The organism is Pedococcus soli, from assembly GCF_054782575.1.
Genome location: NZ_BAAGSF010000004.1, coordinates 767890 through 793954, shown reverse-complemented (window position 1 = coordinate 793954; position 26065 = coordinate 767890). Strand labels below are relative to the sequence as shown.

Genomic DNA, 26065 nt, shown 5'->3' with positions numbered 1-26065 from the left:
GGCCTTCGGCTCGCGGGGATCAGCGGTGGACACGAGGGACAAGCCTAGGCGCTCGTTAGAGTGGCAGCGTGACCTCCCCTGCGCGCGATCCGGAACGGCTGGCCCCCAGCCGCGCGCGCCTTCCCGCCGTGGAGGAACGCTCCGCCGGCGGCATCGTCGTCGACGTGCAGGACGGGATCGCCCGGATCGCGGTCATCGCCCGCCGCAACCGGGCCGGGCGGATCGAGTGGTGCCTGCCCAAGGGCCACCGCGAGAACGACGAGACCCTCCCCGAGACCGCCGAGCGCGAAGTCGCCGAGGAGACCGGCATCGAGGGCCGGGTGCTCACCGAGCTCGGCACCATCGACTACTGGTTCGCCACGAGCGACCACCGCGTGCACAAGTTCGTGCACCACTACCTCCTCGAGGCCACCGGCGGCCGGCTCACCATCGAGAACGACCCCGACCACGAAGCGGTCGACGTCGCGTGGCTCCCACTGCGCGAGGCCCACGAGCACCTCACCTTCCCGAACGAGCGTCGCATCGCCAGGCAGGCCTGGCACCGTCTGGCCGGAGACGGGTGATGGTGCGCGTCCCGGTATGCCGCGTGCTCGCCGCGGCAGCCCTGGTGCTGCCCGCGCTGCTCACCCCCCACGCCACCGCCGCGGCGGGCCCCACCGCACCGGCCGTCCGCGCCATACCCGCGACCGCCACGACCACCGCGACCACCACGACCACCACAGCAGCGGCCGGGCGGCCGGCAGCCGCAGCAGCCGACGCCGTCGTGCAGCTCACCGGCGTGAGCCCCGCCGTCGTGGCCCCCGGCCAGGCGCTCGTCGTCACCGGGACGATCCGCAACGACGGCACCACCCCCCTGGCCCGCCCGACCGTCCGGGTGGTGGCCGGCACCCTCGCCAACACCCGGGCGGCCGTCCGCGACTGGGCGGCGCAGGCCGGTCCGGCGCGCGGCGACGTCATCGGCCAGACCCGCCTCAAGGGGAACGTCGCGCCCGGCACCGCGGCCGGGTTCCGGATCAGCATCGAGGGGGTCGCCTCCCTCCGCACCGACGCGACGTACGGCGCCGTCCCCCTCAGCGTGGAGTCCGGGACCAGCGCGGTGCGGACCTTCGCGGGCTACCAGCGGATCAAGCAGTACCAACCGCTGTCGATCTCGTGGGCCGTCCCGCTCACGCTCGACCCCGACCCCGACCTGTTCGGCGCGAGCGGCACCGCCCGGGAGACCGCGTGGACCTCGGCCCTGGACGCGTCCTCGCGGGTGACCCGGGTGCTGGACGCGACCCAGGACGCCCCGGTGACCTGGGCGCTGGACCCCAGCCTCACCCCGTCCCTGCTGCCCGACCCCATCGACGCCGGGCAGACCGGCACCCAGGAACGCGTCCTGCGCACGGCGACCGAGGACCGCATCACCCAGGAGGCCCGCAGCCACACACCCTGGGTCCTGCCGGACACCGACGCCGACCTCGGTGCGGTCGTCGGCCAGGCCGGGGCGACCGGGCTGGTCCGCGAGCTCGTCGGTCGCTCCGACGAGGCCGCTGACGCCCTCGGGGGCCGCGCCGACATCGCGTGGCCGGCCGACGGCACGTACACCGCCCGGGCGGAGTCGGGGCTGCGCCAGCTCTTCCGCGTGCCTTCGCTGGCCGGGCAGGTGGCCTCGAGCAACGCCCTGCCGTCCGGGTTGAACGGCCTCACCCCGGGCGCGGTCCAGCGGAGCACGACCGGGTTGCCCCTGCTGGCGTACGACGACTCCCTCAGCGCGCTGCTCGGGCGCACCACGTCGCCGCAGGAGTCCCTGCTGAGCACGCAGCAGTTCATCGCCGACACGGCGGCCCTGCTGGGCGAGCTGCCCGGGACGGCCGGGCGATCCGTGTTCGTCGTCGCCCCTCGCTCGTTCAACCCCGACCCCGAGGCGACGCGACGGTTCTTCGACACCGTGCAGACGCTGCCGTGGCTGACCCCGTCGACGACCGGCGCCCAGCTGGCGCAGGCCCGGCGCACGGCGACGACCCAGGCCGCTCCGGTGACCCGGCCGACGACGCCGGTGACCACGGGCAGCAAGCCGGTCCTCACCGGGGCCCGGGTCGCCGAGCTCGACCGCACCCTGCGCACGGTGCGGGGGGTGGCCCAGATCCGCGACGACGGCGACGAGTTCGCGCGCACCTGGACCCGCGCCGCCGAACAGCTGTTCTCGACCCGCTGGCGCTCGGCCCCCACGGCCTGGAACACGCTCAGCGGCCGGGTCACCGCCGCCACCCGGCAGACCACGACCGCGGTCAAGGTCAGTGCCGGCACCATCAACTTCCTCGCGGACTCCGGTCGGCTGCAGATCACGGTGACGAACGACCTCGACGTGCCGGTGGAGAACGTCAAGCTCACCGTCGAGGCGTCCAACCCCCGCCTGCAGATCGACAGCCAGCCCTCGGTGCTGCGGATCGGCCCGCGCAGCCGGGCCACGGTCAACGTCAGCGTGACCGCCCTGGCGGCGGGCCTCGTGCCGCTGCGCACGACGCTCACCACGCCCGACGGCACGGTGGTCGGGCAGGGCGCCGACGTCCAGGTCCACGTCACCCCGACCGGCAACTGGGTCTACCTCGTCCTGGGTGGGGTGGCAGCGCTGGTCATCGCCCTCGGTATCGTGCGCACGGTCCGGCGGCGACCGAGCCGCACCGACCGCGGCCCCGGTGCCGACCCCCAGACCGTGGAGGCACGCGGATGAGCGAGACGTCCCAGCAGGGCGAACGCAGCCTGGCCCGTTCCAGCGCGGTGATGGCCGCGGGGACCGTGGTCTCCCGCGTCCTCGGCATGGCCAAGTCGGTCATGCTCGCCGCCGTCATGGGCTTCGCGGTGACCGGTGACGCCTTCGACGTCGCCAACACCCTGCCGAACCAGTTCTACCTGCTGCTCGCCGGTGGCGTCCTCAACGCCGTCCTCGTCCCGCAGATCACCAAGGCCGCCCACCACGACGACGGCGGCGACGAGTTCGTCAACCGGCTGCTGACCCTCTCGATCGCCCTCATGGCGTTCGCCACCGTGGTCGCCACCGCCCTGGCACCGTTCCTCGTCCAGATCAACGCGACCTCGCGCTGGTCCGACCAGACCCTCGCGCTGAGCACCGCCTTCGCGTTCATCTGCCTCCCGCAGATCTTCTTCTACGGGCTCTACACCCTCCTCGGTCAGGTGCTCAACGCCCGCGGCCACTTCGCGGCATACATGTGGGCGCCGGCCCTGGCCAACATCGTGAGCATGCTCGGCCTCGGGGCGTTCCTGCTCGGCGGGCTGCCCGCCGAGGCCGGCGTCTCCGCGTGGACGCCGACGATGATCTGGCTCGTGGCCGGCACGGCCACCCTCGGGGTGGCGGCGCAGGCGTTCGCGCTGGTGATGCCGCTGCGCCGGATCGGCTTCCGGTTCCGCCCGGTGTGGGGGTTCCGCGGCGTGGGGCTGCGCTCGGCGTCGAAGGTGGCGGTGTGGACGTTCGCGGCCGTCGCGGTCAGCCAGCTCGGCTTCATCGTCACCTCGCGGGTCCTCACCGGCAGCACCGACAAGTACTCGTACAGCACGGCCTTCCTGTTCTTCATGCTGCCGCACTCGCTGGTCACCGTCTCCCTCGTCACGGCGCTCTTCACGCGGGTGTCGAAGTCGGTCCACGCCGGTCGGGTCGGCGAGGTGGTCGACGACCTCGGCCGCGGGCTGCGGATGCCGGCCGTCCTGCTCGTGCCTGCCACGGTCGGCGGCATCCTGCTCGCCGAGCCCGTGCTGCGCGTCCTGCTGTTCAGCAACAACCCCGAGCAGGTCCGCGGTGTCGCGCACGTCCTCATGGCGATGCTGCTCGGCCTGGTCCCCTACGGCTGGCTCTACCTCGTGCAGCGCGTCTACTACGCCTACGAGGACGCCCGCACCCCGTTCCTCCTCCAGCTGCTCGTCACCGTGGTCGCCACCGCGTTCAACGTCGCGATCATCGTCGCCGGCCCGGACCAGGCCGGGGTGGTCGTCGGCATCGGCCAGACCGTGAGCAACCTGCTCGCGGCCCTGCTCGGGTTCTTCCTGCTGCGGCGCAAGCTCGGCAGGCTGCGGCTCGCCTCCGCGATCCAGGTGTATGTCCGGCTCGCCATCGCCTCGGTGCTCGCCGCCGCGGTGGGCTGGCTCGTCCTGCGGCTCGGCCAGGGCGTCACCGACAGCGGGTTCGCCGGACGCCTCGTGGTGACCGTGGTCGCCGGACTGGCCTTCGCCGCGGCCGCGCTGGGGCTCGCCCACGCCATGCGTGTGCGGGAGGCCTCGCAGCTGCTCGACCCGGTCGTGCGTCGGCTGCGTCGTCGCTCACCCTGAGGTGCGCAGACCCTAGGATGACAGCGCAGCGCAGGGGCAGCACGGACGACAACACGGACGGCAACGAGGACGTCGACCACGTCGACGAGGGAACAGGAGGCAGCGTGCACGGGGTCGGTCCTTCGACGGTGCTGGGCGGCCGGTACGCCGTGCAGCGCAGGCTGGAGAAGCTGCCGCACGCAGAGCGCTGGTCGGCCCACGACACCACCCTCGAACGCGATGTCGTCGTCGTCTGCTTCGGCGAGGACGACGCCCACGCCCCCGCCACCCTCGACGCCGCCCGCCGCGCCGCAGGCCTCGACAACCACCGGCTGGTCCGCGTCCTCGACGTGGGTCGTTCCGAGGGCACGGCCTTCTACGTCGAGGAGGCCATCCCCGAGGCCCACACCCTCGCCCAGATCCTCGAGCAGGGCGGCCTGCCCGCCGAGGAGGCGCGTCGGATCGCCGGCGAGACCGCGACCGGTCTCGAAGCGGCTCGCTCCCGCGGCCTGCACCACCTGCGCCTCACGCCCCACTCGGTCCTGCGCGCCCCCGACGGCACCATCAAGGTCCGTGGCGTCGCCACCGCCGCCGCGATGGCCTCCGACGACGACGTCGACTCCGCGACCGCCGCCCGCCTCGACGCCGTGGGCGTGGTGGCCATCGCGTATGCCGCGCTGACCAGCCGCTGGCCCCTCTCCACCCCCGTGCCCGGTGTGGAGAGCGCGCCGCGCGTCGTCGGTGGGGTGGCCGCCCCCTCGGAGATCGCGGCCGGCGTGCCCGGCGACCTCGACGCGTTGTGCCGCCTGACCCTCAACGACGACCAGGGCCCCCTCAGCCCCGGTGACTTCGCCTCGCAGATCGCCCCCTGGGCGCCGACCCAGGTCGTCGGGCTCGGAGGCAGCTCTCCGCGCCCCGACGACGGGGTCGAACGCACCGTCGCCCTGCCCATGACCGACCTGCCACGGGAGGCCGCGGCCGAGCAGCCGGGCGCCGCACCCTTCGACCAGGCCACCCAGGTCCCCGCTGCGCCGACGGACCAGTCGACGCAGACCCTGCCCGCGGGCGGGGTGGGCGACGCCCCGGCCGTCCCCGCCACCGGGACCGCCACCGGGACCGACGCCGCGACCGCCACCACCCCGGACGGCGGCACCGCCGCCGGCTCCCCGCAGACCCACCAGGAGGGCCCGGCCGCCGCCGTCGGCCTGGCGCTGGGAGCGGCCGGCACCGCCGCCGGCCACGCGGCCGGTGCCGCGGCGCACAAGGTGGGGTCGTTCGCGAAGGCGGCCGCCGACAAGGCCGCCGACCGCAAGGCCGCGAAGGAGGCGGCTGCCGAGCGCGCCGAGTCCCGCCGGATCAGCCTCGACGAGGCCCTCGTGGAGAACGACGAACCACTCGACCCTCCGCTGCCGATGCTGTCGCAGGAGACGACCCAGCGCAGCAGCGACCAGTCCGGGATCGTGCTGGGCATCGTGGCCACCTTCCTCGTGGTCGTCGCGGTCCTGGGTTTCTGGGGCGCCTCGACCATCGGCTCGAGGAGCAACATCTTGTTCGGGGGCACCTCGAAGCCGACCGTCACGGCCACGGCGTCCACGACCGTCACCGTGCCCCCCGGCCAGACCCAGACGTCGCAGCCGTCGGACACCGCCACCGGGGGCGAGCCGTTCGCCATCCTCAGCGCCACCGGCTTCGACCCCGAGGGCGACAACGCCGAGCGCAACGGTGAGGCCCCCCGGGTCTTCGACGGCAAGGACGACACCTTCTGGAGCTCCGAGGGCTACGCCAGCGCCAACCTCGGCGGCCTGAAGAAGGGTGTCGGCGTCCGGGTCGACCTCGGCCAGGTCCGCAAGGTCTCCGAGGTCGACCTCGTCCTGCCCGACGCGTCCGACGTCACGGTCTACGTCGGCGAGGACCGCACCCTCGACAACGCGAACGAGCTCGGCACCTCCCAGGGCAAGGACGGCTCGGTCACGGTCAAGGCCAAGAAGCCGGTCTCCGGGCAGTACGTCTTCGTCTGGTTCACCAAGGTGTCCCAGGTCTCCGACGGCAGGTTCCGGGCCACGCTCGCCGAGGTCACGGTCCGCTGAGCCGCGCGGCGGCGGACGGTCACTCCCATGGGCACCACTCCCCTGCACGAGCGCGACGACCGGGAGCTGCTGCGCCAACACCTGGCCGGTGACCCCGACGCCTTCGGGGAGCTGTTCCGCCGTCACCGCGACCGGATGTGGGCCGTCGCCCTGCGCACCACCCGGAACCCCGAGCTCGCCGCCGACTGCGTCCAGGACGCGTTCATCTCGGCCTTCCGGCGGGCAGGGTCCTACCGGGGCGACGCCGCCGTGACCACCTGGCTGCACCGCATCGTCGTCAACGCGTGCCTGGACCGGCTCCGGCGCGACAAGCCCACCTCCCCGCTGCCGGAGTACGAGCTGGCGGACAAGCGGGACGCCCACGCCTCGGTGGACACCCGGCTGGACGTGCGCGAGGCCCTCGACCGGCTGCCCGAGGGCCAACGGATGGCGCTCGTGCTCGTCGACATGCACGGGCTCTCGGTGCTCGAGGCGGCTGCGGTGCTCGAGGTCGCCGAGGGCACGGTGAAGTCACGGTGCAGCCGGGGACGCGAGGCGATGGCAGCCATGCTCCGGGAACGATCGGGGCAGCCGTGACGTCGTACCCATGGAGCCCCTGTCGTGCCCGTCGCACCGGCGCCGCCTGCTCCCACCGACCTGCACGTCCCCCGCTCCGCCCTGTCGCGGCCCGACCCGTCCGGAGGTTCTCGTGGTGACCACCCCGCCCGTGCCGCCCGGTCGACCCGACGAGCAGGACGACCCCACCGGCATCCGGGCCCTCCTCGCCGGGCTCGGCGACCCCGGACCGATGCCTGCTGACCTCGTCGACCGCATCAACGCCTCGATCGCCGCCGAGCAGCAGTCCCGGTCGGCCGCCAGTGACCGCACCGTCGTCCCGCTGCGTCGACGCCGTCCCCTGTGGGCCAAGGTGGGCCTGGTCGCTGCCGCGGTCGCCGCCGTGGCCGTCGCCGTCCCCGCCATGCTGGGCACCGGACCCGGCGAGCTCATGGCCTCGCTGAGCAGAGGTGGCTCGTCCAGCGCCGACGACGCCTCGGCCGGTGCGGCGAAGTCCGCCGCGTCAGGTCCCGAGGGCGCCCCCACCGGTGCGGACAGCCGTGCGGCTGCCGGGACCGGAGCCATCGCCCTGGCCTCCACCGGCACCGCATACACCTCCACGGAGCTGACCAGGCAGGCGCGGAGCATGCTCAGCCAGGGGTTCAGCGCTGCCAGCTCCCTCAAGGCGGACGCCGCCACCAACCCGCAGGGCCTGCGCGGCTGCCTCACGGCCCTCGGGGTGGCTCCGTGGATGCCCGTCGTCGGCGACGTGGGCACCTACGACGGACGCCCCGCCGTGGTCGCGCTGGTCAGCGGCGACACCGGCCAGAACGTGTACGCCGTGGGTCGCGACTGCGATGCCACGCACCCCGTCGTGATCGCCGGGCCGGTCCCCGTCCCCTGAGCGGCGGAATCACCCGTCGACCGCGGCCTGCCGCGGCCCGGCGAGGAACATTCAGGCCCTACGATCGGTTGCAGACATCAGCACCGTATGTAGCGGTGAACCTCCTTCTCGACCACAAGGGGCTGTACTCGCGTGAGCACGACCGCACCTGACGACATCCGCAGTCTGATCATCATCGGCTCCGGCCCGGCGGGCTACACCGCCGCCGTGTACGCCGCCCGGGCCAACCTGGCCCCCCTGCTCTTCGAGGGTGCCGTGACGGCCGGTGGCGCGTTGATGAACACCACCGAGGTGGAGAACTTCCCCGGGTTCCGCGACGGCATCATGGGTCCGGACCTGATGGAGAACATGCGGGCCCAGGCCGACCGCTTCGGCGCCGAGATCATCACCGACGACGTCGAGTCGGTGGACCTCGAGGGCGAGATCAAGACCGTGGTCGACGCGGAGGGCAACACCTACCGTGCGCACGCCGTCATCCTCGCGATGGGCTCGGCCTACCGTGAGCTCGGCCTGCCCGACGAGAAGCGCCTCTCCGGGCACGGTGTCTCCTGGTGTGCGACCTGCGACGGGTTCTTCTTCCGTGACCAGGACATCGCCGTCGTCGGCGGTGGCGACTCCGCCGTCGAGGAGGCCACCTTCCTCACCAAGTTCGCGAGGTCGGTGACGATCGTCCACCGTCGTGACGAGCTGCGCGCCTCCAAGATCATGGCCGAGCGGGCCCTGTCCAACGACAAGATCAAGTTCGCCTGGAACTCCGCCGTCGAGGCCATCCACGGTGACGCCAAGCTCACCGGCATCACGCTGCGCGACACCGTGACCGGCGAGACGCGCGAGCTGCCCGTGACGGGGCTGTTCGTCGCCATCGGCCACGACCCCCGCAACGAGCTGGTCAAGGACGTCGTGTCGCTCGACGACGAGGGGTACGTGCTCGTCGAAGGTCGCACCACGCTGACGAACCTGCCCGGCGTCTTCGCTGCCGGCGACCTGGTCGACCACACCTACCGCCAGGCGATCACCGCCGCCGGTTCGGGCTGTGCGGCGGCCCTGGACGCCGAGCGCTTCCTGGCCGACCGCGACCACGCCGGGGCACCGGCCACCGACGCGGCGCTCGTCGACGAGCCCGCGCTCACCCACTGACCGACCCGCACGACCCCTTCCCCAACCGCAGCACCACCGAAAGGAGCCCCCGAGTGGGAGCCATCAAGGACACCACGGACGCCACCTTCGAGGCCGACGTCCTCCAGAACGACAAGCCGGTCCTGGTGGACTTCTGGGCACCCTGGTGCGGCCCCTGCCGCGCCGTCGCCCCGGTCCTCGAGGAGCTGGCCATCGCGCACGCCGACAAGATCGACATCGTCAAGCTCAACACCGACGAGAACCTCGCCGTCAGCTCGCGCTACGGCATCACCGGCATCCCGACGCTGAACGTCTACGTCGGTGGCGAGGTCGTCAAGACCCTCGTCGGCGCCATGCCGAAGCCCAAGCTCGTCCGCGAGCTCGCCGACTACCTCAACTGAGGCGTCCGTCAGCCGGCCGACCCCCTCGGGGCCGGCCGGCTGACGCGTTCCGAGGGGTCCTCGTCCAGCGGTTTCGGTTGGATGAACCCCCTCCGCTGACCTAGAGTCGGTCCCTGCACGACCCGGCCGCGCCGACCCCACCGGACAGCCGGCCACCTGTGTCCCACCCCGTCCCGCCGGTTGCGGCAGGATCCCGGCTCGCTCCTGCGGACCACCCCTGACCTGCACCGATGCCGACCTCGACGAGGTCCCGACCACGTTCCGCGAGGAGGCTGCGTGTCCGACAGCAAGAACGGCCTGCTCGGCCTCGGGAGCCGCGGACCCGCGGTGCTCGACGTCCGCACCCGGCTCGCCGCCCTCGCCTCGGACGCCCTGCCCGAGCTCACCGAGCTGATGGCCGGCTCCCCCGACCCCGACGTCTATGACGAGGGCCTCCTGCGTGCCGTGCGCGCCTTCCAGCAGCACAAGGGCCTCATCGTCGACGGTGTCGTGGGCGTGGAGACGTTCGGCGCCATCGACGGCGCCCGCTGGACCCTGGGGGACCGCATCCTCGTCCACACGCCCGGCCACCTGCTGCGCGGCGAGGACGTCGTGGCGCTCCAGGAACGGCTCAACACGCTCGGGTTCGCCTCCGGCCGGGTCGACGGACGGTTCGGCCCCGAGACCGAGCGCGCGGTGCGCAGCTTCCAGCGTGCGTACGGCCTGCCCGGGGACGGGTCGGTGGGCCCGGAGACGCTGCGCGCGTTCGAGGACCTGCGACGCTCGGTGTCCGGCGGCTCCGCCAACGTGCTGCGCGAGCGGGAGCGGGTCCGTCGCTCCGGGCACAACCTCAGCGGGCGCACCGTCGTGCTCGACCCCGGGCACGGCGGCGACAACACCGGAGCCGCTGCCAACGGACTGGTCGAGGCCGACCTGGTCATGGACCTCGCCCGCCGCATCGAGGGTCGCCTGACCGCCATCGGTGTCGCGGTGGTCTACACCCGCACCGAGCACACCTGCCCCACCGAGGAGGAGCGCGCGGCCATCGCCAACGCCGCCGGCGCCGACCTGCTGCTGTCGCTGCACGCCGACTCGCACGACGCCGCCGACGCCAGCGGGGTGGCCACGTTCTTCTTCGGCCGCGACCGGACGACGTCCTGGTCGGCCATCGGCGAGCACATGGCCGACCTCGTGCTGCGCGAGATCGTCGCCCGCACCGGGCTCGCCAACTGCCGTTCGCACGGGCGTTCCTGGACCCTGCTCCAGCAGACGACGATGCCTGCGGTCCGCATCGAGGCCGGGTACCTCTCGCACCCCGCCGACGCCGCCCGGCTGGCCGACCCGGCCTTCCGCGACACCCTCGCCGAGGCCGTGCTCGTCAGCCTCCAGCGGCTCTACCTAGGTGACGACGACACCGCCAAGACCGGGGTCCTGCACCTCGGCGACCTGCGCGCCTACCTCGCCGCGCACCGCTGACCCGACCGGCCAACGCAACGCCTTCAACTGACGAATCCCCTTGCTGGTCAAGGGGATTCGTCGTCTCCGGTGATGGCCAAGATGGGCCGCCGGCGCCTCTGGACGCCATGTTTCCCGTGAAACATCGACGCCGGCGAGCGCCCCGCTCACGGCGGCCGGCAGCCAGCGGCCGGGCCGCCGAGGCCTGCCGGGTGTGGGCGTCGCGGAGTCAGGCGCTCCGGTCGACGCCAAGCATGTCGACGATGCGGTTGAGGTCCTCCACCGACGCGAACTCCACGGTGAGCTTGCCCTTGCGCTGGCCGAGGGCGATGTTGACGCGGGTGTCGAACCGGTCGGACAGGCGGGCGGCGAGGTCGTCGAGCTGAGGATGGCGGTTCCCTGCGCGGGGACGACGGGGCTTGGCCTTCTCCTGGTCCCCGCCCAGGGCGACGATCTCCTCGACCGAGCGCACCGACAGCCCCTCGGCCACGATCCGCTGGGCCAGGCGCTCCATACCCGCACCGTCGTCGAGCGACAGCAGGGCCCGGGCGTGCCCGGCCGAGAGCACCCCGGCGGCCACCCGGCGGGCGACGAGCGGGGGCAGCTTGAGCAGGCGCAAGGTGTTGGAGATCTGGGGCCGGGACCGGCCGATCCGTCCGGCGAGCTCATCGTGCGTGCAGCCGAAGTCCTCGAGGAGCTGCTGGTAGGCCGCAGCCTCCTCCAACGCGTTGAGCTGGCTGCGGTGGAGGTTCTCCAGGAGCGCGTCGCGCAGCAGGTCGTCGTCGTCGGTCTCCTTGACGATCGCCGGCACGGTGCTCTTGCCGGCCTCCTGCGACGCCCGCCAGCGGCGCTCACCCATGATGAGCTCGTAGATGACGCCCTCGGGCGCGTTGTCGAGGTCGTCAGGCCCCTGACCTGCGGGAATGGGTCGTACGACGATCGGTTGGAGGACCCCGATCTCGCTGATCGAGTGGACGAGCTCGGCCATGGCGTCCTCGTCGAAGACCGACCGTGGCTGCTTCGGGTTGGGCCGGATCGACCCCACCGGGAGGTCGCCGTACGACGCCCCCGGCACCGGCGCGAGACCACGGCCGCCGGTACGGTCCACGACCGAGGCGTCCGTGGCGTCCGCCTCCTGCCGGGGTGCGGTGGCACCCTCCCCGTCAGCTGCCCCCTCGGACCCTGCCCCGTCCCCGCTCTCGTCGGCCGTGGGCCGCTCGGGGGTCTCGGTCCGCCGTTCGGCGGCGCCGCCCTCGACCGAGGTCGTCGCGTCCGGGCCCTCCGTGAGGGTCTCCTCGCCTGCCGGGGTCTCCTGCGCACGGTCCACCGTCGTGGCCGGCCGCTGGTCCTGGAAGAACACGTCGACCGGACGGCTCGAGGTCGGAGAGGTCGGGGCGTTGGGGATGAGGGCACCCAGGCCCCGGCCGAGGGCGCGACGCTTCTCGCTCATGTGGGGGTTCCTTGTCAGTTCTGCGCGGGGGCGGGCGGGGGGACGGGGCCGGCTGCCCCACGGTCGGCGAGCTCGGCGGCGGCGCCGAGGTACGAGAGCGCGCCACTGGAGTTCGGGTCGTACGTCATCACGGTCTGGCCGTGGCTGGGCGCCTCGGAGATGCGCACGGACCGCGGCACCGTGTTGCGCAGGACCTGCTCGGGGAAGTGGGTGCGGACCTCGTCGGCCACCTGGGCCGACAGCCTCGTCCGAGCGTCATACATGGTGAGCAGGATGGTCGACACGTGCAGCGTGGGGTTCAGGTGGTTGCGGATCAGCTCGATGTTCTTGAGCAGCTGGGAGAGACCCTCGAGCGCGTAGTACTCGCACTGGATCGGGATGAAGACCTCCTGGGCCGCGACGAAGGCGTTGACCGTGAGCAGACCGAGGCTGGGCGGGCAGTCGATGAGGACGTAGTCCGGCGTGGGACGGTCCGACGACTCCGCCTGCAGGAGGTAGGCGGTGATGGCGCGCTGGAGACGGGTCTCTCGCGCCACGAGCGAGACCAGCTCGATCTCGGCACCCGCCAGGTCGATCGTGGCGGGTGCGCACCACAGGCCCGGGATGTCGGGGCACTCCTGTACCACGTCCATCATCGGCGTTCCTTCGACGAGCACGTCGTAGATGCTCGGGACCTCTGCGTGGTGGTCGATGCCCAGCGCGGTGCTGGCATTGCCCTGCGGGTCGATGTCGATGACCAGCACCGTGAGCCCGGCCTGCGCCAGGGCAGCCGCGACGTTGACCGTCGTGGTCGTCTTGCCGACCCCGCCCTTCTGGTTCGCGACGGTGAGCACGCGGGTGGTCGGCGGCTTCGGGAAGACCCGCCCCGTGAGGGCGATCCGCTTGCGGGCGTCCTCGGCGACAGCGCGCGCCAGCGGGGTGTCGTGGTCCCCGTGCGGAAGGGACGACGCAAGCTCTTCCCGCTGCTCTGTTTCACGTGAAACGACAGCCGCCAGGGCGTCCTCGGCCGCGGCCGAGTCCCCGACGTGCGACGGCGTAGGCTCACCGGCGACTGGCGACTCCGACGCGGACCCGGTTTCACGTGAAACTGGCGCGGTCACCATGGGCGACGTGGCGGCTGCCGTACCCGCAGGGACAGGACCTGTCGCCCCGACATCGTTGACATCAGCCCGGGTGGCGTCGTCTGTTTCACGTGAAACAAAAGCGTCAGCTGCGTCGCTGGTCTGGCTCTCGACGGCTTGCTCCTGCTCGTCGGAGACGTTGGGCCAACCCACGGCGGTGCTGGGGCCCGCCTGACGTCCGGGCCATCCCAGACCCCGGTTCAGCTGCAGCGCTGCTGTCGTCACGCGGTCACCTCGTTGGCCATGGGCATCATCCAACCCTACGTGGGGGTGGCCTCACAAACGCGCTCGATCCCGCCGCACCACGCGGGTCCTCGTCCGGTCTGACCGCTTGGTCCCGTTGCGTCCAGCGCGGGCTCAGGCGTCGCGTCGGGAGGCTGTTCCCGGCCGCGTCGCCTTCTTGGCGCGACGAGCCTCCGCCTTGGTCGCCGGGCGGGGCTTCACGACGAGCTCCAGCGTGACCGTGGGAACCTCCAGCAGGTCGCCTCCGTAGCGCTGCACCTGCGATCCCACCATGCCGAGCTTGCGGAGCAGGGGTGCGGCCGCCTCCAGCTCGTCGTCGGCGCTGCTGCCCTTCAGGGCGACGAGCGTTCCACCGGCAGCCAGGAGGGGGAACGTCCACCGGGCCAGCTTGTCGATCCTGGCCACCGCTCGAGCGGTGGCCCATTCGACGGACAGCACTCCGTGGAACTCCTCGGCCCGGCCCCGGTGGACCGTGCAGTTGGTCAGACCGAGCGCCTCGATGGTGTCGGACAGCCAGGTCGTGCGGCGCAGCATGGGTTCGACGAGGTGCAGGTGCAGGTCAGGGCGCGCGATGGCCAGCGCCAGGCCGGGGAGCCCGGCCCCGGATCCCACGTCCACGATCGCCGCGCCCTCAGGGAAGGCCTCGTGCACCACGGCGCAGTTGAGGATGTGCCGCTCCCACAGGATCGGGACCTCACGGGGACCGATGAGGCCGTGCGACACCCCGGTGTCGGCCAGGATCGCGGCGAACGCCTCGGCCACGGCGAGGCGGTCCCCGAAGACCACCGCGGCCGCCGCGGGTGCAGCGGGCGCGATGAGCGGAGCCTCGGCGGCGTCTCTGGGGGCGGGCTGGTCGCTCATGTCACCTCGGGGTCGAATCGATCGGGCTGCGCCGACCAGCGTAGGGGCCGGGTCCGGCGAGGGGAAAATGCGCGACGGGCGCAGGTCCGGTGTCCCGGTCCTGCGCCCGTCGGGCGGCGCCTTATCGGCGCTGTTTCACGTGAAACCGCGTCAGCCCGGCAGCACGACGACGAAACGGCGAGGCTCGACCCCGTCCGACTCCGACACCAGGCCGGCGGCGAGCACCTCGTCGTGGACCACCTTGCGCTCGAACGCGGTCATCGGCTCCAGCGACGCCTGCTGGCCCGTCGCCTTGACGTCGGCGATGGCCTTCTGGGCGATGGTCACCAGCGCCGCTCGTCGCTCGGCGCGGTGGCCGGCCACGTCGAGCATGAGGCGGCTGCGCTCACCGGTCGCGGACTGCACCGCGAGCCTGGTGAGCTCCTGCAGCGCGTCGAGGACCTTGCCGTCCGGTCCGACGAGGCGGCGGGGCACCCGCCCTTCGTCGGAGTCGACGATGGAGACGGCAGCACGGTCTCCATCGACGTCCACGTCGATGTCGCCGTCGAGGTCGGCGATGTCCAGCAGGGTCTCGAGGAAGTCGGCTGCCACCTCGCCCTCCCGCTCGAGGTCAGCGGTCTTGGCGGGGCGACGACGGGAGGTCGAGCCGGAGGCTCCTGCGTCGTGGGCGTCGGTCGCGTCGGTGGCATCGTCGGAGTCGGAGTCGGTGTCGGCCTCGGAGGCTTCGGAGTGCGCGCTGACGGTGTCCGTCTCGGCGGCGTGCGCGTCGGTGGCGTCACCCGCGGGGGTCGCGTCGGTGCTCGCCGCGACCTCGGTCTGGCCGGCCTGGCTGGTCTCGTCGACGACGGTGTCGTGGTGCTCGGTCATGGTCATCGCTCTCAGTTGTCGGTCTGCGGCTTGGATTCCTGCACGGGCGAGCTCGCGGTGGCCGGCTTCGGCTTGCCTGCGGCACTCGTCTTCTTCTTCTTGTTCCGGCTCGGCTGCTGCCGCTGGCCGGACGCCTTGGGAGCCTCTTCCTCGGGCTTGTCGAGTCCCTTGACCCGGAACTCCTCGACCGGCTTGCCGCGCCTGGCCCGACGCTCCTGCATGGCCTTCTCCGCCGGCGAACCCGGGGCGGGCATCTTGCGGATGACGTAGAACTGCTGGCACATCGACCACACGTTGGTGGTGAGCCAGTAGAGCAGGACACCGATGGGGAAGTTGACGCCGGAGATGGCGAAGAACAACGGCATCAGGTAGAGCAGCATCTTCTGCTGCTTGGCGAAGGGGTTGTCCAGCGCTGAGGCCGGCATGTTCTTCATCATCAGCTGACGCTGGGTGGTGAACGTGGAGGCCGACATCAGCACGATGAGCACGATGGTGACGATCTGCGTGGTCAGGCTGTCCGCACCGATGAACTTGTCGGAGAGCTGGGCACCGAAGAGCGTCGACTGCTCCGCCTGACCGGCCAGGGTGCGGCTGATCGGACCGATCGGCTGGGTCTCGCCCGAGGCGATCTTCTGCAGGCCGTTGAGGACACGGAACAAGCCGAAGAAGAACGGGGACTGCAGCAGGATCGGCAGGCACGAGCTGAACGGGTTGGTCCCGGTCCGCTTGTACAGGTCCATCGTCTCCTGCGTCATCGCCTGACGGGAGTCCGGGTCGGTCTTGCCCTTGTACTTGGCCTGGATCTTCTGCATCTCGGGCTGGATGAGCTGCATCCGCCGGGAGGCGTGGATCTGCTTGACGAACAGCGGGATCATCGCCGCCCGCATGACCACCACGAGGCCGATGATCGACAGCACCCACGCCGCGCCCGAGTCCGGCGGGATCCCGATCGTGTCGAACAGGCTGTGCCAGCCGTACAGGATCCACGCGACGATCCATTCGAACGGGTAGATCAGATCACTGAAGCTCATGGTGTCCTCAATCTGGTGGTGGGCCGTCGGGCTGACGTCCCACCAGTGGTTCCGACCATGCAGTGCGTATGACGCGTGGCCGGCAGGTCTGGTGCCCTACCGCTGGGCTGCGGGCTGGGCGGGTCGTGCTGACTGGGCTGGCACATGGTCGACACCCCCGGCGGTCCAGGGATGACACCTGCCCAACCGCTTCAGGGCGAGCCAGGTTCCCTTGACGGGACCGAATCGCTGGAGGGCGGTGACTGCGTAGGCAGAGCAGGAGGGGTAGTACCGGCACGTCTGGGGCCGCATCGGGGAGACGAACCGCTGGTAGAGCACGATCAGGCCGATCAGCGGAGTCGTGACGACCTTGCCGACGGACCTCATCGCCGACCCGACCCCACCCGAGCGAGGACCTTCGGCAGGACCCGGTCCAGCTCGGCCCCGAGCTGCGCCGAATTCGCCTGCGCCGCAGCGGGATTCGCCCGGACGACGAGGTCCGTACCGGCCGGGACGTCGCTGAGACGGGCCGCCATCAGCGCCCGCAGCCGACGCTTGGTCCGGTTGCGCACCACTGCGCCACCGACGGCCTTGGAGACGACAAAACCGACCCGCGGCGGTTGTCCCGCGCGCGCGTCGGTCTGTCCTGCATGGACCACGATGAGCGTGGAGCCTGCTCGGGCTCCCCTGGGGCCCCTGAGCGCTGCCGAGAACTCCGAGCTCGTGCGGAGCCGGTGCCCTGCGGGCAGCACAGGGACTGCCTCAGGCGGAGAGCTCGGAGCGGCCCTTGGCGCGACGAGCCGACAGGATGGCGCGACCCGCACGGGTGCGCATCCGCAGGCGGAAGCCGTGGGTCTTGGCCCGGCGACGGTTGTTCGGCTGGAAAGTACGCTTGCTCACGAGGTTTCTCCGTTACTGGTCAGGCCCGGTTGGCCTGCTGAGTGCTGGTGGGGGGCACGCGGCCGCAATCGGAAACCCGCGCCGCGACCGGCTCCTGGAAGGGAGCGACCACGGGGTGTCACGGGCATGCGAAAACGGCCGACAGGCCTGCTCCAAGGTACGCGAGCGTGAACGGCAGGGTCAAACCAGCCCGTCGGCGGGCGGCACACGGGACGAACCACCCCGCTTTAACACCGCCGGGGGCGACGTCCACGCGGACACGCCGAGGCTCTGCCCCGAATTTGCCCGGGACAGGCAAATTTTCCGGAGTGTGGCTTGCTCCGCGGGGGCTGATGTTGTTAGCGTCCGTCCTCGTCCCGGTCCTTGCCCACAGGTTGTGGATAACCATGTGGATGAGGCACAGTGTGGACCGGACACCATGACCCTGCGACAGGGCAGCAACGCGGACACCGTCGAAAGGGATGTGGGACCTGTGAGTGAGGCCGATCTGGACTTTGCTCAGATCTGGCAGAACACCATCGCCTCCCTCGACGCCGACGGTCTGCCCGTCCGCGAACGCGCGTTCCTCGCACTGGCCCGGCTCTCGGGCCTGCTCGATGGGACCGCCTTGGTCAAGGTGCCGAACGACTACACCAAGGACGTCGTCGAGCAGCGGGTCCGCGACGCGGTGACCCGTGCGCTGTCCTCCCAGCTCGGCACGCAGGTGCAGCTCGCGGTCACCGTCGACCCCTCGCTCGACGAGGACCACTACGTCGAGGACACCGTCGGGTTGCCCGACCAGCGTGGTGAGCAGCGCGGCGGTACCGCCTCCTACGGCGGGTACGGCGAGGCCCCGGCGAACTTCCGCGACGCGGGGTACGGCGAGAGCCCGCGGGAGGTCGGCCACCTCGAGAACAACGGCTGGGCCCCGAGCCAGCGTGAGCCGCAGCACCAGCCCGCGCACCGGGTCGACCCCGACGAGCGGCCGGACCCCTCGGGCGAGCAGGCGGCCCAGGCTCCCGGACCGGCTCCCGCGCAGCGGCGTCCCCGCGACGAGGTCCCGAGCATCACCGACGAGTCGGCGACCCGGCTCAACCCCAAGTACACCTTCGACACCTTCGTCATCGGGGCGAGCAACCGGTTCGCCCACGCGGCAGCGGTCGCCGTCGCCGAGGCGCCGGCCAAGGCGTACAACCCGCTGTTCGTCTACGGCGAGTCCGGGCTGGGCAAGACCCACCTGCTGCACGCGATCGGGCACTACGCGCGCAACCTCTACCCGCACGTCAAGGTGCGCTACGTGAACTCCGAGGAGTTCACCAACGACTTCATCAACAGCATCCGCGACGACAAGGCGAGCAACTTCCAGCGCCGCTACCGCGACGTCGACGTGCTGCTCATCGACGACATCCAGTTCCTGCAGGGCAAGGTGCAGACGCAGGAGGAGTTCTTCCACACCTTCAACACCCTGCACAACGCCAACAAGCAGGTCGTCATCACCAGCGACCTGCCCCCCAAGCTGCTGTCCGGGTTCGAGGAGCGGATGCGGAGCCGGTTCGAGTGGGGCCTGCTCACCGACGTCCAGCCCCCCGACCTCGAGACGCGCATCGCCATCCTGCGCAAGAAGGCCATCCAGGAGCGGATGAGCGCCCCCGACGAGGTGCTCGAGTTCATCGCGAGCCGGATCTCGACGAACATCCGCGAGCTCGAGGGCGCCCTGATCCGCGTCACCGCGTTCGCCAGCCTCAACCGGCAGAGCGTCGACATGGGCCTGGCCGAGATCGTGCTCAAGGACCTCATCCCCAACGAGCAGGGGTCGCAGATCACGAGCGCGACGATCATGGCCCAGACGGCGGCCTACTTCGGGCTCACCATCGAGGACCTGTGCGGAACGTCGCGCTCGCGGGTGCTCGTGACGGCCCGCCAGATCGCGATGTACCTCTGCCGCGAGCTGACGGACCTGTCCCTGCCGAAGATCGGCCAGCAGTTCGGCGGCCGCGACCACACCACGGTCATGCACGCCGACAAGAAGATCCGCCAGCTCATGGCCGAGCGCCGGGCGATCTACAACCAGGTCACCGAGCTGACCAACCGGATCAAGCAGCAGTCTCGCTGATCCCGTTCCCGGCGGCGCCGGGAACAGCAGCAGGGTCCTGCACGAAGGCCACCGTGTCGGCGAGGGTCTGCTCCCACGGCGTGGGCGCCATACCGAAGACGCGCTCGGTCTCGGAGGAGTCGAGCACGAACGGGCGGTCGAACTGGTGCCGGGTCTCGGCCAGCTCGCGCAGGAACGGCACCACGAGCCCCATCCCCTTCACCACGGGAGCCGGTATGGCGCGCACGGCCGGCGTCCTGCGCCCCACCAGGGCCGCGACCTCACCTGCGACCTGACGCATCGAGCGGGCCGGTGCGCTGGGGACGTGCCACGCCCGTCCCCAGGCCCGGTCGTCCTGGGCGAGCAGGGCGGCGAGCCGGCCGGTGTCACGGACGTCGGTCCAGGTGTGGGCTGCGTCGGGGTCACCCACGAGCAGCCACACCGGCCGACGACGGACCACCGGGGTGACGACCAGCTCCTGGAGCATGCTCATCCGCCCGCCGATGCCCGGCCCGGTGTAGTCGCAGGCCCGCAGCTCGGTGACGCGGACCCGGCCCGCGGCCTGGGCGGCGAGGGCGTCCTCCCACATCCGCACGCGCAGCGCACCCTTGTGCCCGTTGGGCACGAGCGGGGTCTGCTCGGTCATCGGCCCGTCGACCCGGCCGTAGCCGTAGAGGTTCCCGACGATGACCAGCCCGGCACCCGTGCGCTCGGCGGCGCTGAGCAGGGACGCCGCCAGCGGGGGCCAGTCGCGGTCCCACGTCGAGTAGTCCGGCGGGTTGAGGGCGTTGACCAGGGCATCCGCCCCGCGGGTCAGCTCGGTGACCCGGTCAGCATCCGTCGCGTCAGCGGCGACCGGCTCGACCCCGTGGAGGTGTGCACCCCGCCCGGACCGCGACACCAGCCTCACCTCGTGCCCTGCCGCCACCAGCGCACGGGCTGTGTTCTGCCCGACCGCCCCTGCCCCCATCACCACGTACTTCGCCATGACCACCAGCTCCTTGATCCTCAAATGTGAGCACTGCTCTCTGTTTCTCGAAGTAGACACCCGGGAACGGCCCCTCGTCAAGAGCACTGCTCACATTCGTGACACCTGCTCACTGAACTGGCAGGATGGGCGGGTGCCCACCGATGACGCCCCCCGCACCGGGTCCGCCCCCATGGGGATCCGTGCCCGCAACCGCGCCGCGATGGAGGAGGAGATCCTCGAAGCCGGCCGACGCCACCTCGCCCGGGACGGCGCAGCCGCCCTGTCGCTGCGGGCCGTCGCGCGCGACCTGGGCATGGTGTCCTCGGCGCTCTACCGGTACGTCGCCAACCGGGACGACCTGCTCACGCTGCTCATCGTCGCCGCGTACACCTCGCTCGGCGACGCGGTCGAGGAGGCGCACGCCGCCATACCGGACGACGACCTCGGCGGACGCTGGGACGCGATCGCGCACGGCCTGCGCACCTGGGCCCTGGCCCACCCGCACGAGTACGCCCTCGTGTACGGGTCGCCGGTCCCGGACTACGACGCCCCCTCCGAGCGCACGACCGAACCCGGCACCCGGGTGCAGCTGCTCCTCGTCCGGCTGCTCGCGGACGCCACCCGATCCGGGCAGCTGGCGACGGGCGAGGACGGAGGGGATGCCACGGACCTGGCCGAACGAGCAGTCGGAACCATGGTGCGCAGCGAGTTCTTCGAGGGCAGCGGGGTCGACGCGCGCACGCTCGTGACCGGCCTCGCCGCCTGGTCCCTGGTCATGGGAACGCTGTCGACCGAGCTGTTCGAGCAGCTCGGGGCGGACACGGTCACCGACAAGGACGCCTACTTCGCCTCGATGGTGACGATCGCGCGCCGTCTCGTCCTGTCGTCCTGAACCCCCGTCATCCACGGCTTGTCCTCAGGCTGTCCCCAGTTGTCCACAGCACTCTCCACAGCTGTGCGTGCTCGTTCATCCTCCCGACACGTGACGCCACCCGGCAGTGCCGGAGCACGGGCCCGCCGCCGTTGAGCACGGGAAAGCAGACAATCCCGGCCAAGTCCCCGTGGTCCACACCTGTGGACAAGTCTGTGGGTATGTGTGGCGGCCCCCTGTCTCTCATCCGTTCGGCTGATCCTTCTGCACACCGGTGGACAACCTGTGGACAACCGGTGCACGACACACCGCGGAGCTGGGGACAGCCCGGGAGTGTCGTGTGGAGACGCTGTGGGCGCGGGATCGGCCTCCACAGCCCGGACCCATCGGTCCGGCGCGGCGTCCACGCGGTGTGCACAGGGGGATCGGCCCGCTGACCTGCGCCGACGCGCCCCGTCCACAGAGTGCACACCCCCTACAACGATGACGAGATCCCTCAACTCAGAGATCCAGCCCCGAGTACCAATCCTGCCCCCGACCCCGTGCAGATCACACGAAAGGCGAATCCTCGATCCGGGTTGGCCGACCGCAGCGCGAGCACTAGGGTCAGTGCGCAATCACATTCGTGGTGTTTAGGCGGCGGGGCCGCACGTGAAGGGCAGGTAGCGACGGTGAAGTTCCGGGTCGAACGTGAGGTCCTCGCCGACGCCGTGACCTGGGTGGCCCGAGGGCTCCCCGCCCGCCCCCCGGTCCCGGTCCTGGCCGGGGTCCTCCTCGAGGCGAACGACGAGGGCACCCTCACGTTGTCGGCCTTCGACTACGAGGTCTCCGCCAAGATCACCGTCGCCGCGGACGTCGCGGAGAGCGGCACCGTCCTCGTGCTGGGGCGGTTGCTCGCCGACATCTCGCGCAACCTGCCGACCAAGCCGGTCGACGTCGCCACCGACGGCAACAAGGTCGCGGTGACCTGTGGTTCGTCGCGCTTCAGCCTGATGCAGATGCCGGCCGACGACTACCCGACCCTGCCCACCTCCCCCACCGCCAGCGGCCACATCGACGGCAAGGTCTTCACCGAGGCCGTCGGCCAGGTCGCCATCGCTGCCGACCGCGGCGACACGCTGCCGATCCTCACCGGCGTCCGCGTCGAGATCGACGGCGACAAGATGACGCTGCTCGCCACCGACCGCTACCGGCTGGCCATGCGTGAGCTGACCTGGAACCCCGAGGCCACCGACGCCCAGCACCTCGCGCTGGTGCCGGCCCGCACGCTCTCCGAGACGGCCAAGGCGCTCGGTGCCTCCGGCTCGATCGAGGTGGCGCTCGGTTCGTCCGCCGGCGGCGACGGGCTGGTGGGCTTCGAGGCCGGCCAGCGCCGGACGACCACCCGCCTGCTGGACGGCGAGTACCCCAAGGTGACGTCGATCTTCCCCTCCAGCGTCGACACCGAGGCGGTCATCAAGACCTCCGACCTCGTCGAGGCCGTCAAGCGCGTGGCCCTGGTCGCCGAGCGCAACACCCCCGTCCGGCTGCGGTTCACCGACGGCCAGGTCGCCATCGAGGCCGGCACCGGTGACGACGCCCAGGCCTCCGAGGCGGTCGAGTCGACGCTGACCGGTCCCGAGATCGAGATCGCGTTCAACCCGCAGTTCCTGCTCGACGGCCTCGGCGCCGTCGGCACCGAGTTCTCCCGGTTGTCGTTCACCCAGCCGTCTCGCCCGGCGGTGCTCTCGGGCCAGGACGAGCTGGACGGCGAGGCCGACACGTCGTACCGCTACGTCCTCATGCCCGTCCGCTTCGCGAGCTGAGCTCACCCGGGCGTAGCCTGACCTACGCGCACGGCGCGGTATGCCGTGCGCCACGGAGGTCCTCCCTCGCGGACCCCGCCCCCACACGAAAGGCGTCGTCACATGCAGCTCGGTCTGATCGGCCTCGGCAAGATGGGCGGCAACATGCGCGAGCGCATCCGCCGCGCGGGCCACGAGGTGGTCGGCTTCGACCACAACCCTGCTGTCTCCGACGTGAAGACGCTGGCGGCCCTGGTCAAGAAGCTCGACGCCCCCCGCACCGTGTGGGTGATGGTCCCGGCCGGCGAGCCGACCAGGGAGACCGTCGCCAAGCTCGGTGACCTGCTCGACAAGGGCGACATGGTCATCGACGGTGGCAACAGCCGCTTCACCGACGACTTCGAGAACGAGAAGCTGCTCAAGTCCAAGGGCATCGGCTACGTCGACTGCGGTGTCAGCGGTGGCATCTGGGGCCTGGAGAACGGCTACGGCCTCATGGTCGGCGGCACCGCGGCCAACGTGAAGAAGGCCATGCCGATCTTCGACGCCCTGCGCCCCGAGGGCCCGCGCGAAGAGGGCTTCGTCCACGCCGGCAAGGTCGGCGCCGGGCACTACACGAAGATGGTCCACAACGGCATCGAGTACGGCCTGATGGCCGCCTATGCCGAGGGCTACGAGCTGCTCGAGGCCAAGGACATCGTCACCGACGTCCCCGGTGCCTTCAAGGCCTGGACCCGCGGGACGGTCGTCCGTTCCTGGCTGCTCGACCTGCTCGTCGACGCGCTGGAGAAGAACCCGCACCTCGAGGACGTCTCCGGCTACACCGTCGACTCGGGCGAGGGTCGCTGGACCGTCGAGGAGGCCATCGCCAACTCGGTGCCCATGCCCGTCATCTCGGCGTCGTTGTTCTCGCGGTTCGCCTCGCGCCAGCAGGAGTCGCCGACGATGCAGGCGGTCGCCGCGCTGCGTGGCGGGTTCGGTGGCCACCAGGTCATGTCCGTCGCCGAGGGCGAGAAGCTGCGCGCCGACGGTGCTCCCAAGCACGAGAAGGCCGTCGCCGCCAAGGCTGCCGCCCACGAGAAGCCCACCAGGAGCGCGGCCAAGGCTGCTGCCAAGGGCCGCAAGGCCGCGGCCGCGGGCCCGTCGTCCGGCACCGGCGCGACCAGCCCGACCCGCAAGCGCGCAGCGAAGAAGTCGAGCTGACCCACCCCCGGGGTATGGCGCCCGTCGGCGGACCCGTCCGCCCGTCCACCCATCCGTCGAGCACCTGATCGGTCGACCGTGCACGTCCGCCACCTGACCGTCTCCGACTTCCGCAGCTACGTCACGGCCGAGCTGCCGCTCGAGCCCGGGGTGACGACGCTGGTCGGCCTCAACGGCCAGGGCAAGACGAACCTGGTCGAGGCGATCGGCTACCTCGCGACCCTGTCGAGCCACCGGGTGGCGACCGACCAGCCGCTGGTGCGGTTCGGGGCGGAGCAGGCCGTCATCCGGGGGGCCGTCGTGCGGGACGGTCGGGAGACCATGGTCGAGCTCGAGCTCAACCCCGGGCGAGCTAACCGGGCCCGCCTCGGCCGCTCCCCGGCAGGGCGGCCGCGCGACGTGCTCGGCACCCTGCGGACCGTGCTCTTCGCGCCGGAGGACCTGGCCCTGGTCAAGGGCGACCCGAGCGAGCGGCGCAAGTTCCTCGACGACCTGCTCGTGGCCCGGCAGCCGCGCTGGGCCAGCGTCCGCGCCGACTACGACAAGATCCTCAAGCAGCGCAACGCCCTGCTGAAGTCGGCCGCCCCGGTGCTGCGCCGAGGACAGCGTCGGCCGCCGCCGCGGCCCACCGACGAACCCGTCGAGGACGCGCGCGCCTCGGCGCTGCACACCCTCGACATCTGGAACGAGCACCTCGCCACCGTCGGGTCGCAGCTGCTGTACGCCCGGCTGCGCCTGCTGCGCGACCTCGGCCCCTACCTCACGAAGGCCTACGACGAGGTGAGCGCCGGCCAGTCCGACGCCCGCGTCTCCTACAAGAGCTCCCTGCGTGAGGCCGCCTCCGCGTCCCTCGCGGCGGGCGAGGTGCCCGAGATCGACCAGCTCCGCACCGAGATCCTCGAGACCCTGGGCGAGCTGCGTGAGCGCGAGGTCGAACGCGGCATGTCCCTGGCCGGCCCGCACCGGGACGACCTGGTCCTGTCCCTCGGCGAGCTCCCCGCCAAGGGCTACGCCAGCCACGGCGAGAGCTGGTCGTTCGCGCTGGGACTGAAGCTGGCGGCATACCAGCTGCTGCGGCACGACCTCGGCGACGACCCGGTCCTCATCCTCGACGACGTGTTCGCCGAGCTGGACTCCGGCCGCCGCGAGCGGCTGGCCGCGATGGTGGCCGACTGCGAGCAGGTGCTCATCACCGCGGCCGTGGACGCCGACGTGCCGAGCACGTTGACCGGCCGGACGTATGCCGTGAGGCTGGGTGAGGTGAGCCTGCGTGAGTGAGGACCCCGGCGAGGACCTTCCCGAGCCCCTGCTGCAGACCTCGGCCGCAGGCGACACGGACGCGGCTCCCTCAGAGCCTGCCCAGCCCGGCCTGCCGACCGAGCCCAGCGAGCCCACAGCTTCCGGTGAGGCGGCGGGGTCGGTCGAGGACGCGGCGAGTGCCGCCCTGCAGCGCGCGCGGGCAGCCGCCCGGGACAAGGGACTTCGGCCGGGGCTCAAGCCGATGCGCCGACGCCAGCCCGGGGTCCCCAGCAGGACGCCGCGCGACGGGCGCGACCCCCTGCTGCTCGGCGACCAGATGGACCGGCTGCTGTCCGACCGCGGCTGGAAGGTCGACGTCGCGGTGGGTTCGGTCATGGGCCGGTGGCCGCAGATCGTCGGGGAGGAGGTCGCCCAGCACTGCGTGCCCGTGACGTTCGAGCTCGGGGTGCTCACCGTCCGGGCCGACTCCACCGCCTGGACGACGCAGCTCAAGCTGCTCGAGTCGGCGATCATGGGCCGGCTCGAGGGGGAGGTCGGCAAGGGCACCGTCGCGGCGCTGAAGATCGTCGGTCCCAGCGCACCCTCGTGGTCCAAGGGTCCCCGGCGCAGCACCGGACCCGGGCCCCGCGACACCTACGGCTGAGGCCGCCGGGCAGGTCGCCCGGGCCGTGCCTGCCTA

Annotated in this window: 24 protein-coding genes; 15 read left to right on the top strand and 9 right to left on the bottom strand. The window is 71.6% G+C overall.

What is annotated here, in order from left to right; genetic code table 11:
• The first annotated feature begins 68 nt into the window (after positions 1-68).
• From ACYVKF_RS09860 to ACYVKF_RS09820, 9 genes are all read left to right on the top strand, one after another.
• The gene (locus ACYVKF_RS09860) at positions 69-563 is read left to right on the top strand and encodes an NUDIX hydrolase (RefSeq protein WP_056916098.1); all 495 of its coding nucleotides are present in this window, start codon (positions 69-71) and stop codon (positions 561-563) included.
• The gene (locus tag ACYVKF_RS09855) at positions 563-2713 is read left to right on the top strand and encodes a DUF6049 family protein (protein WP_157581445.1); all 2151 of its coding nucleotides are present in this window, start codon (positions 563-565) and stop codon (positions 2711-2713) included. The genes ACYVKF_RS09860 and ACYVKF_RS09855 overlap by 1 nt, the downstream gene beginning before the upstream one ends.
• A complete protein-coding gene (gene murJ, locus ACYVKF_RS09850; RefSeq protein WP_460966306.1) occupies positions 2710-4320 on the top strand; it encodes a murein biosynthesis integral membrane protein MurJ in 1611 nt (536 codons plus the stop codon). The genes ACYVKF_RS09855 and murJ overlap by 4 nt, the downstream gene beginning before the upstream one ends.
• 17 nt (positions 4321-4337) lie before the next feature.
• Positions 4338-6386 carry a protein kinase family protein gene (locus ACYVKF_RS09845; RefSeq protein WP_460966305.1) on the top strand — a complete coding sequence of 683 codons (2049 nt, stop codon included), beginning with the start codon at positions 4338-4340 and terminating at the stop codon, positions 6384-6386.
• Positions 6387-6413: 27 nt separating this feature from the next.
• Positions 6414-6962, top strand: a complete 549-nt coding sequence (sigM, locus tag ACYVKF_RS09840; RefSeq protein ID WP_056916094.1) for an RNA polymerase sigma factor SigM — start codon at positions 6414-6416, stop codon at positions 6960-6962.
• A gap of 115 nt (positions 6963-7077) precedes the next feature.
• Complete coding sequence (locus tag ACYVKF_RS09835; RefSeq protein ID WP_460966304.1) at positions 7078-7824, top strand: hypothetical protein; 747 nt, start codon at positions 7078-7080, stop codon at positions 7822-7824.
• 132 nt (positions 7825-7956) lie between these two features.
• Complete coding sequence (gene trxB / locus ACYVKF_RS09830) at positions 7957-8961, top strand: thioredoxin-disulfide reductase (protein ID WP_056919470.1); 1005 nt, start codon at positions 7957-7959, stop codon at positions 8959-8961.
• 53 nt (positions 8962-9014) lie between these two features.
• A complete protein-coding gene (trxA, locus tag ACYVKF_RS09825) occupies positions 9015-9341 on the top strand; it encodes a thioredoxin (protein ID WP_056916091.1) in 327 nt (108 codons plus the stop codon).
• A gap of 276 nt (positions 9342-9617) precedes the next feature.
• Positions 9618-10796, top strand: coding sequence for an N-acetylmuramoyl-L-alanine amidase (locus tag ACYVKF_RS09820; protein WP_460966303.1), 1179 nt, complete (start codon positions 9618-9620; stop codon positions 10794-10796).
• A 208-nt stretch (positions 10797-11004) separates the two neighbouring features.
• Here the strand turns inward: ACYVKF_RS09820 and ACYVKF_RS09815 are convergent, their stop codons facing one another.
• The 8 genes from ACYVKF_RS09815 to rpmH form a co-directional block, all read right to left on the bottom strand.
• Positions 11005-12225 carry a ParB/RepB/Spo0J family partition protein gene (locus ACYVKF_RS09815; protein ID WP_460966302.1) on the bottom strand — a complete coding sequence of 407 codons (1221 nt, stop codon included), beginning with the start codon at positions 12223-12225 and terminating at the stop codon, positions 11005-11007.
• A gap of 14 nt (positions 12226-12239) precedes the next feature.
• Positions 12240-13328, bottom strand: a complete 1089-nt coding sequence (locus ACYVKF_RS09810) for a ParA family protein (RefSeq protein WP_460966301.1) — start codon at positions 13326-13328, stop codon at positions 12240-12242.
• Positions 13329-13703: 375 nt separating this feature from the next.
• On the bottom strand, positions 13704-14450 hold the full coding sequence (gene rsmG / locus ACYVKF_RS09805; protein WP_056919471.1) for a 16S rRNA (guanine(527)-N(7))-methyltransferase RsmG: 747 nt from the start codon (positions 14448-14450) through the stop codon (positions 13704-13706).
• Between the two features lie 150 nt (positions 14451-14600).
• Positions 14601-15317: a Jag family protein gene (locus ACYVKF_RS09800; RefSeq protein ID WP_460966300.1), complete on the bottom strand. Its 717-nt coding sequence runs from the start codon at positions 15315-15317 to the stop codon at positions 14601-14603.
• Between the two features lie 11 nt (positions 15318-15328).
• On the bottom strand, positions 15329-16348 hold the full coding sequence (gene yidC / locus ACYVKF_RS09795) for a membrane protein insertase YidC (protein WP_460966299.1): 1020 nt from the start codon (positions 16346-16348) through the stop codon (positions 15329-15331).
• A gap of 96 nt (positions 16349-16444) precedes the next feature.
• Entirely contained in the window at positions 16445-16714 is a 270-nt protein-coding gene (gene yidD, locus ACYVKF_RS09790; protein WP_460966298.1) for a membrane protein insertion efficiency factor YidD, read from the bottom strand.
• Positions 16711-17079 carry a ribonuclease P protein component gene (gene rnpA, locus ACYVKF_RS09785; protein WP_056916086.1) on the bottom strand — a complete coding sequence of 123 codons (369 nt, stop codon included), beginning with the start codon at positions 17077-17079 and terminating at the stop codon, positions 16711-16713. The genes yidD and rnpA overlap by 4 nt, the downstream gene beginning before the upstream one ends.
• 10 nt (positions 17080-17089) lie before the next feature.
• A complete protein-coding gene (rpmH, locus tag ACYVKF_RS09780) occupies positions 17090-17227 on the bottom strand; it encodes a 50S ribosomal protein L34 (protein ID WP_056882794.1) in 138 nt (45 codons plus the stop codon).
• Between the two features lie 472 nt (positions 17228-17699).
• Here rpmH and dnaA point away from each other — a divergent pair, with 472 nt between their 5' ends.
• Positions 17700-19319 carry a chromosomal replication initiator protein DnaA gene (gene dnaA, locus ACYVKF_RS09775; protein ID WP_056916085.1) on the top strand — a complete coding sequence of 540 codons (1620 nt, stop codon included), beginning with the start codon at positions 17700-17702 and terminating at the stop codon, positions 19317-19319.
• Here dnaA and ACYVKF_RS09770 read toward each other — a convergent pair.
• Positions 19300-20286, bottom strand: coding sequence for an NAD-dependent epimerase/dehydratase family protein (locus ACYVKF_RS09770; RefSeq protein WP_460966297.1), 987 nt, complete (start codon positions 20284-20286; stop codon positions 19300-19302). The genes dnaA and ACYVKF_RS09770 overlap by 20 nt on opposite strands.
• Positions 20287-20419: 133 nt before the next feature.
• Between ACYVKF_RS09770 and ACYVKF_RS09765 the strand changes: the two genes are divergently transcribed.
• The 5 genes from ACYVKF_RS09765 (at position 20420) to ACYVKF_RS09745 (ending at position 26029) form a co-directional block, all read left to right on the top strand.
• Positions 20420-21160 carry a TetR/AcrR family transcriptional regulator gene (locus ACYVKF_RS09765; RefSeq protein ID WP_460966296.1) on the top strand — a complete coding sequence of 247 codons (741 nt, stop codon included), beginning with the start codon at positions 20420-20422 and terminating at the stop codon, positions 21158-21160.
• A gap of 650 nt (positions 21161-21810) precedes the next feature.
• Complete coding sequence (gene dnaN, locus ACYVKF_RS09760; RefSeq protein WP_460966295.1) at positions 21811-22944, top strand: DNA polymerase III subunit beta; 1134 nt, start codon at positions 21811-21813, stop codon at positions 22942-22944.
• A 102-nt stretch (positions 22945-23046) separates the two neighbouring features.
• On the top strand, positions 23047-24126 hold the full coding sequence (gene gnd / locus ACYVKF_RS09755) for a phosphogluconate dehydrogenase (NAD(+)-dependent, decarboxylating) (protein ID WP_460966294.1): 1080 nt from the start codon (positions 23047-23049) through the stop codon (positions 24124-24126).
• A gap of 78 nt (positions 24127-24204) precedes the next feature.
• Entirely contained in the window at positions 24205-25404 is a 1200-nt protein-coding gene (gene recF / locus ACYVKF_RS09750) for a DNA replication/repair protein RecF (protein ID WP_056919476.1), read from the top strand.
• Positions 25397-26029, top strand: coding sequence for a DciA family protein (locus tag ACYVKF_RS09745; RefSeq protein WP_369796225.1), 633 nt, complete (start codon positions 25397-25399; stop codon positions 26027-26029). Before recF ends, ACYVKF_RS09745 begins: the two co-directional genes overlap by 8 nt.
• Positions 26030-26065: the final 36 nt, after the last annotated feature.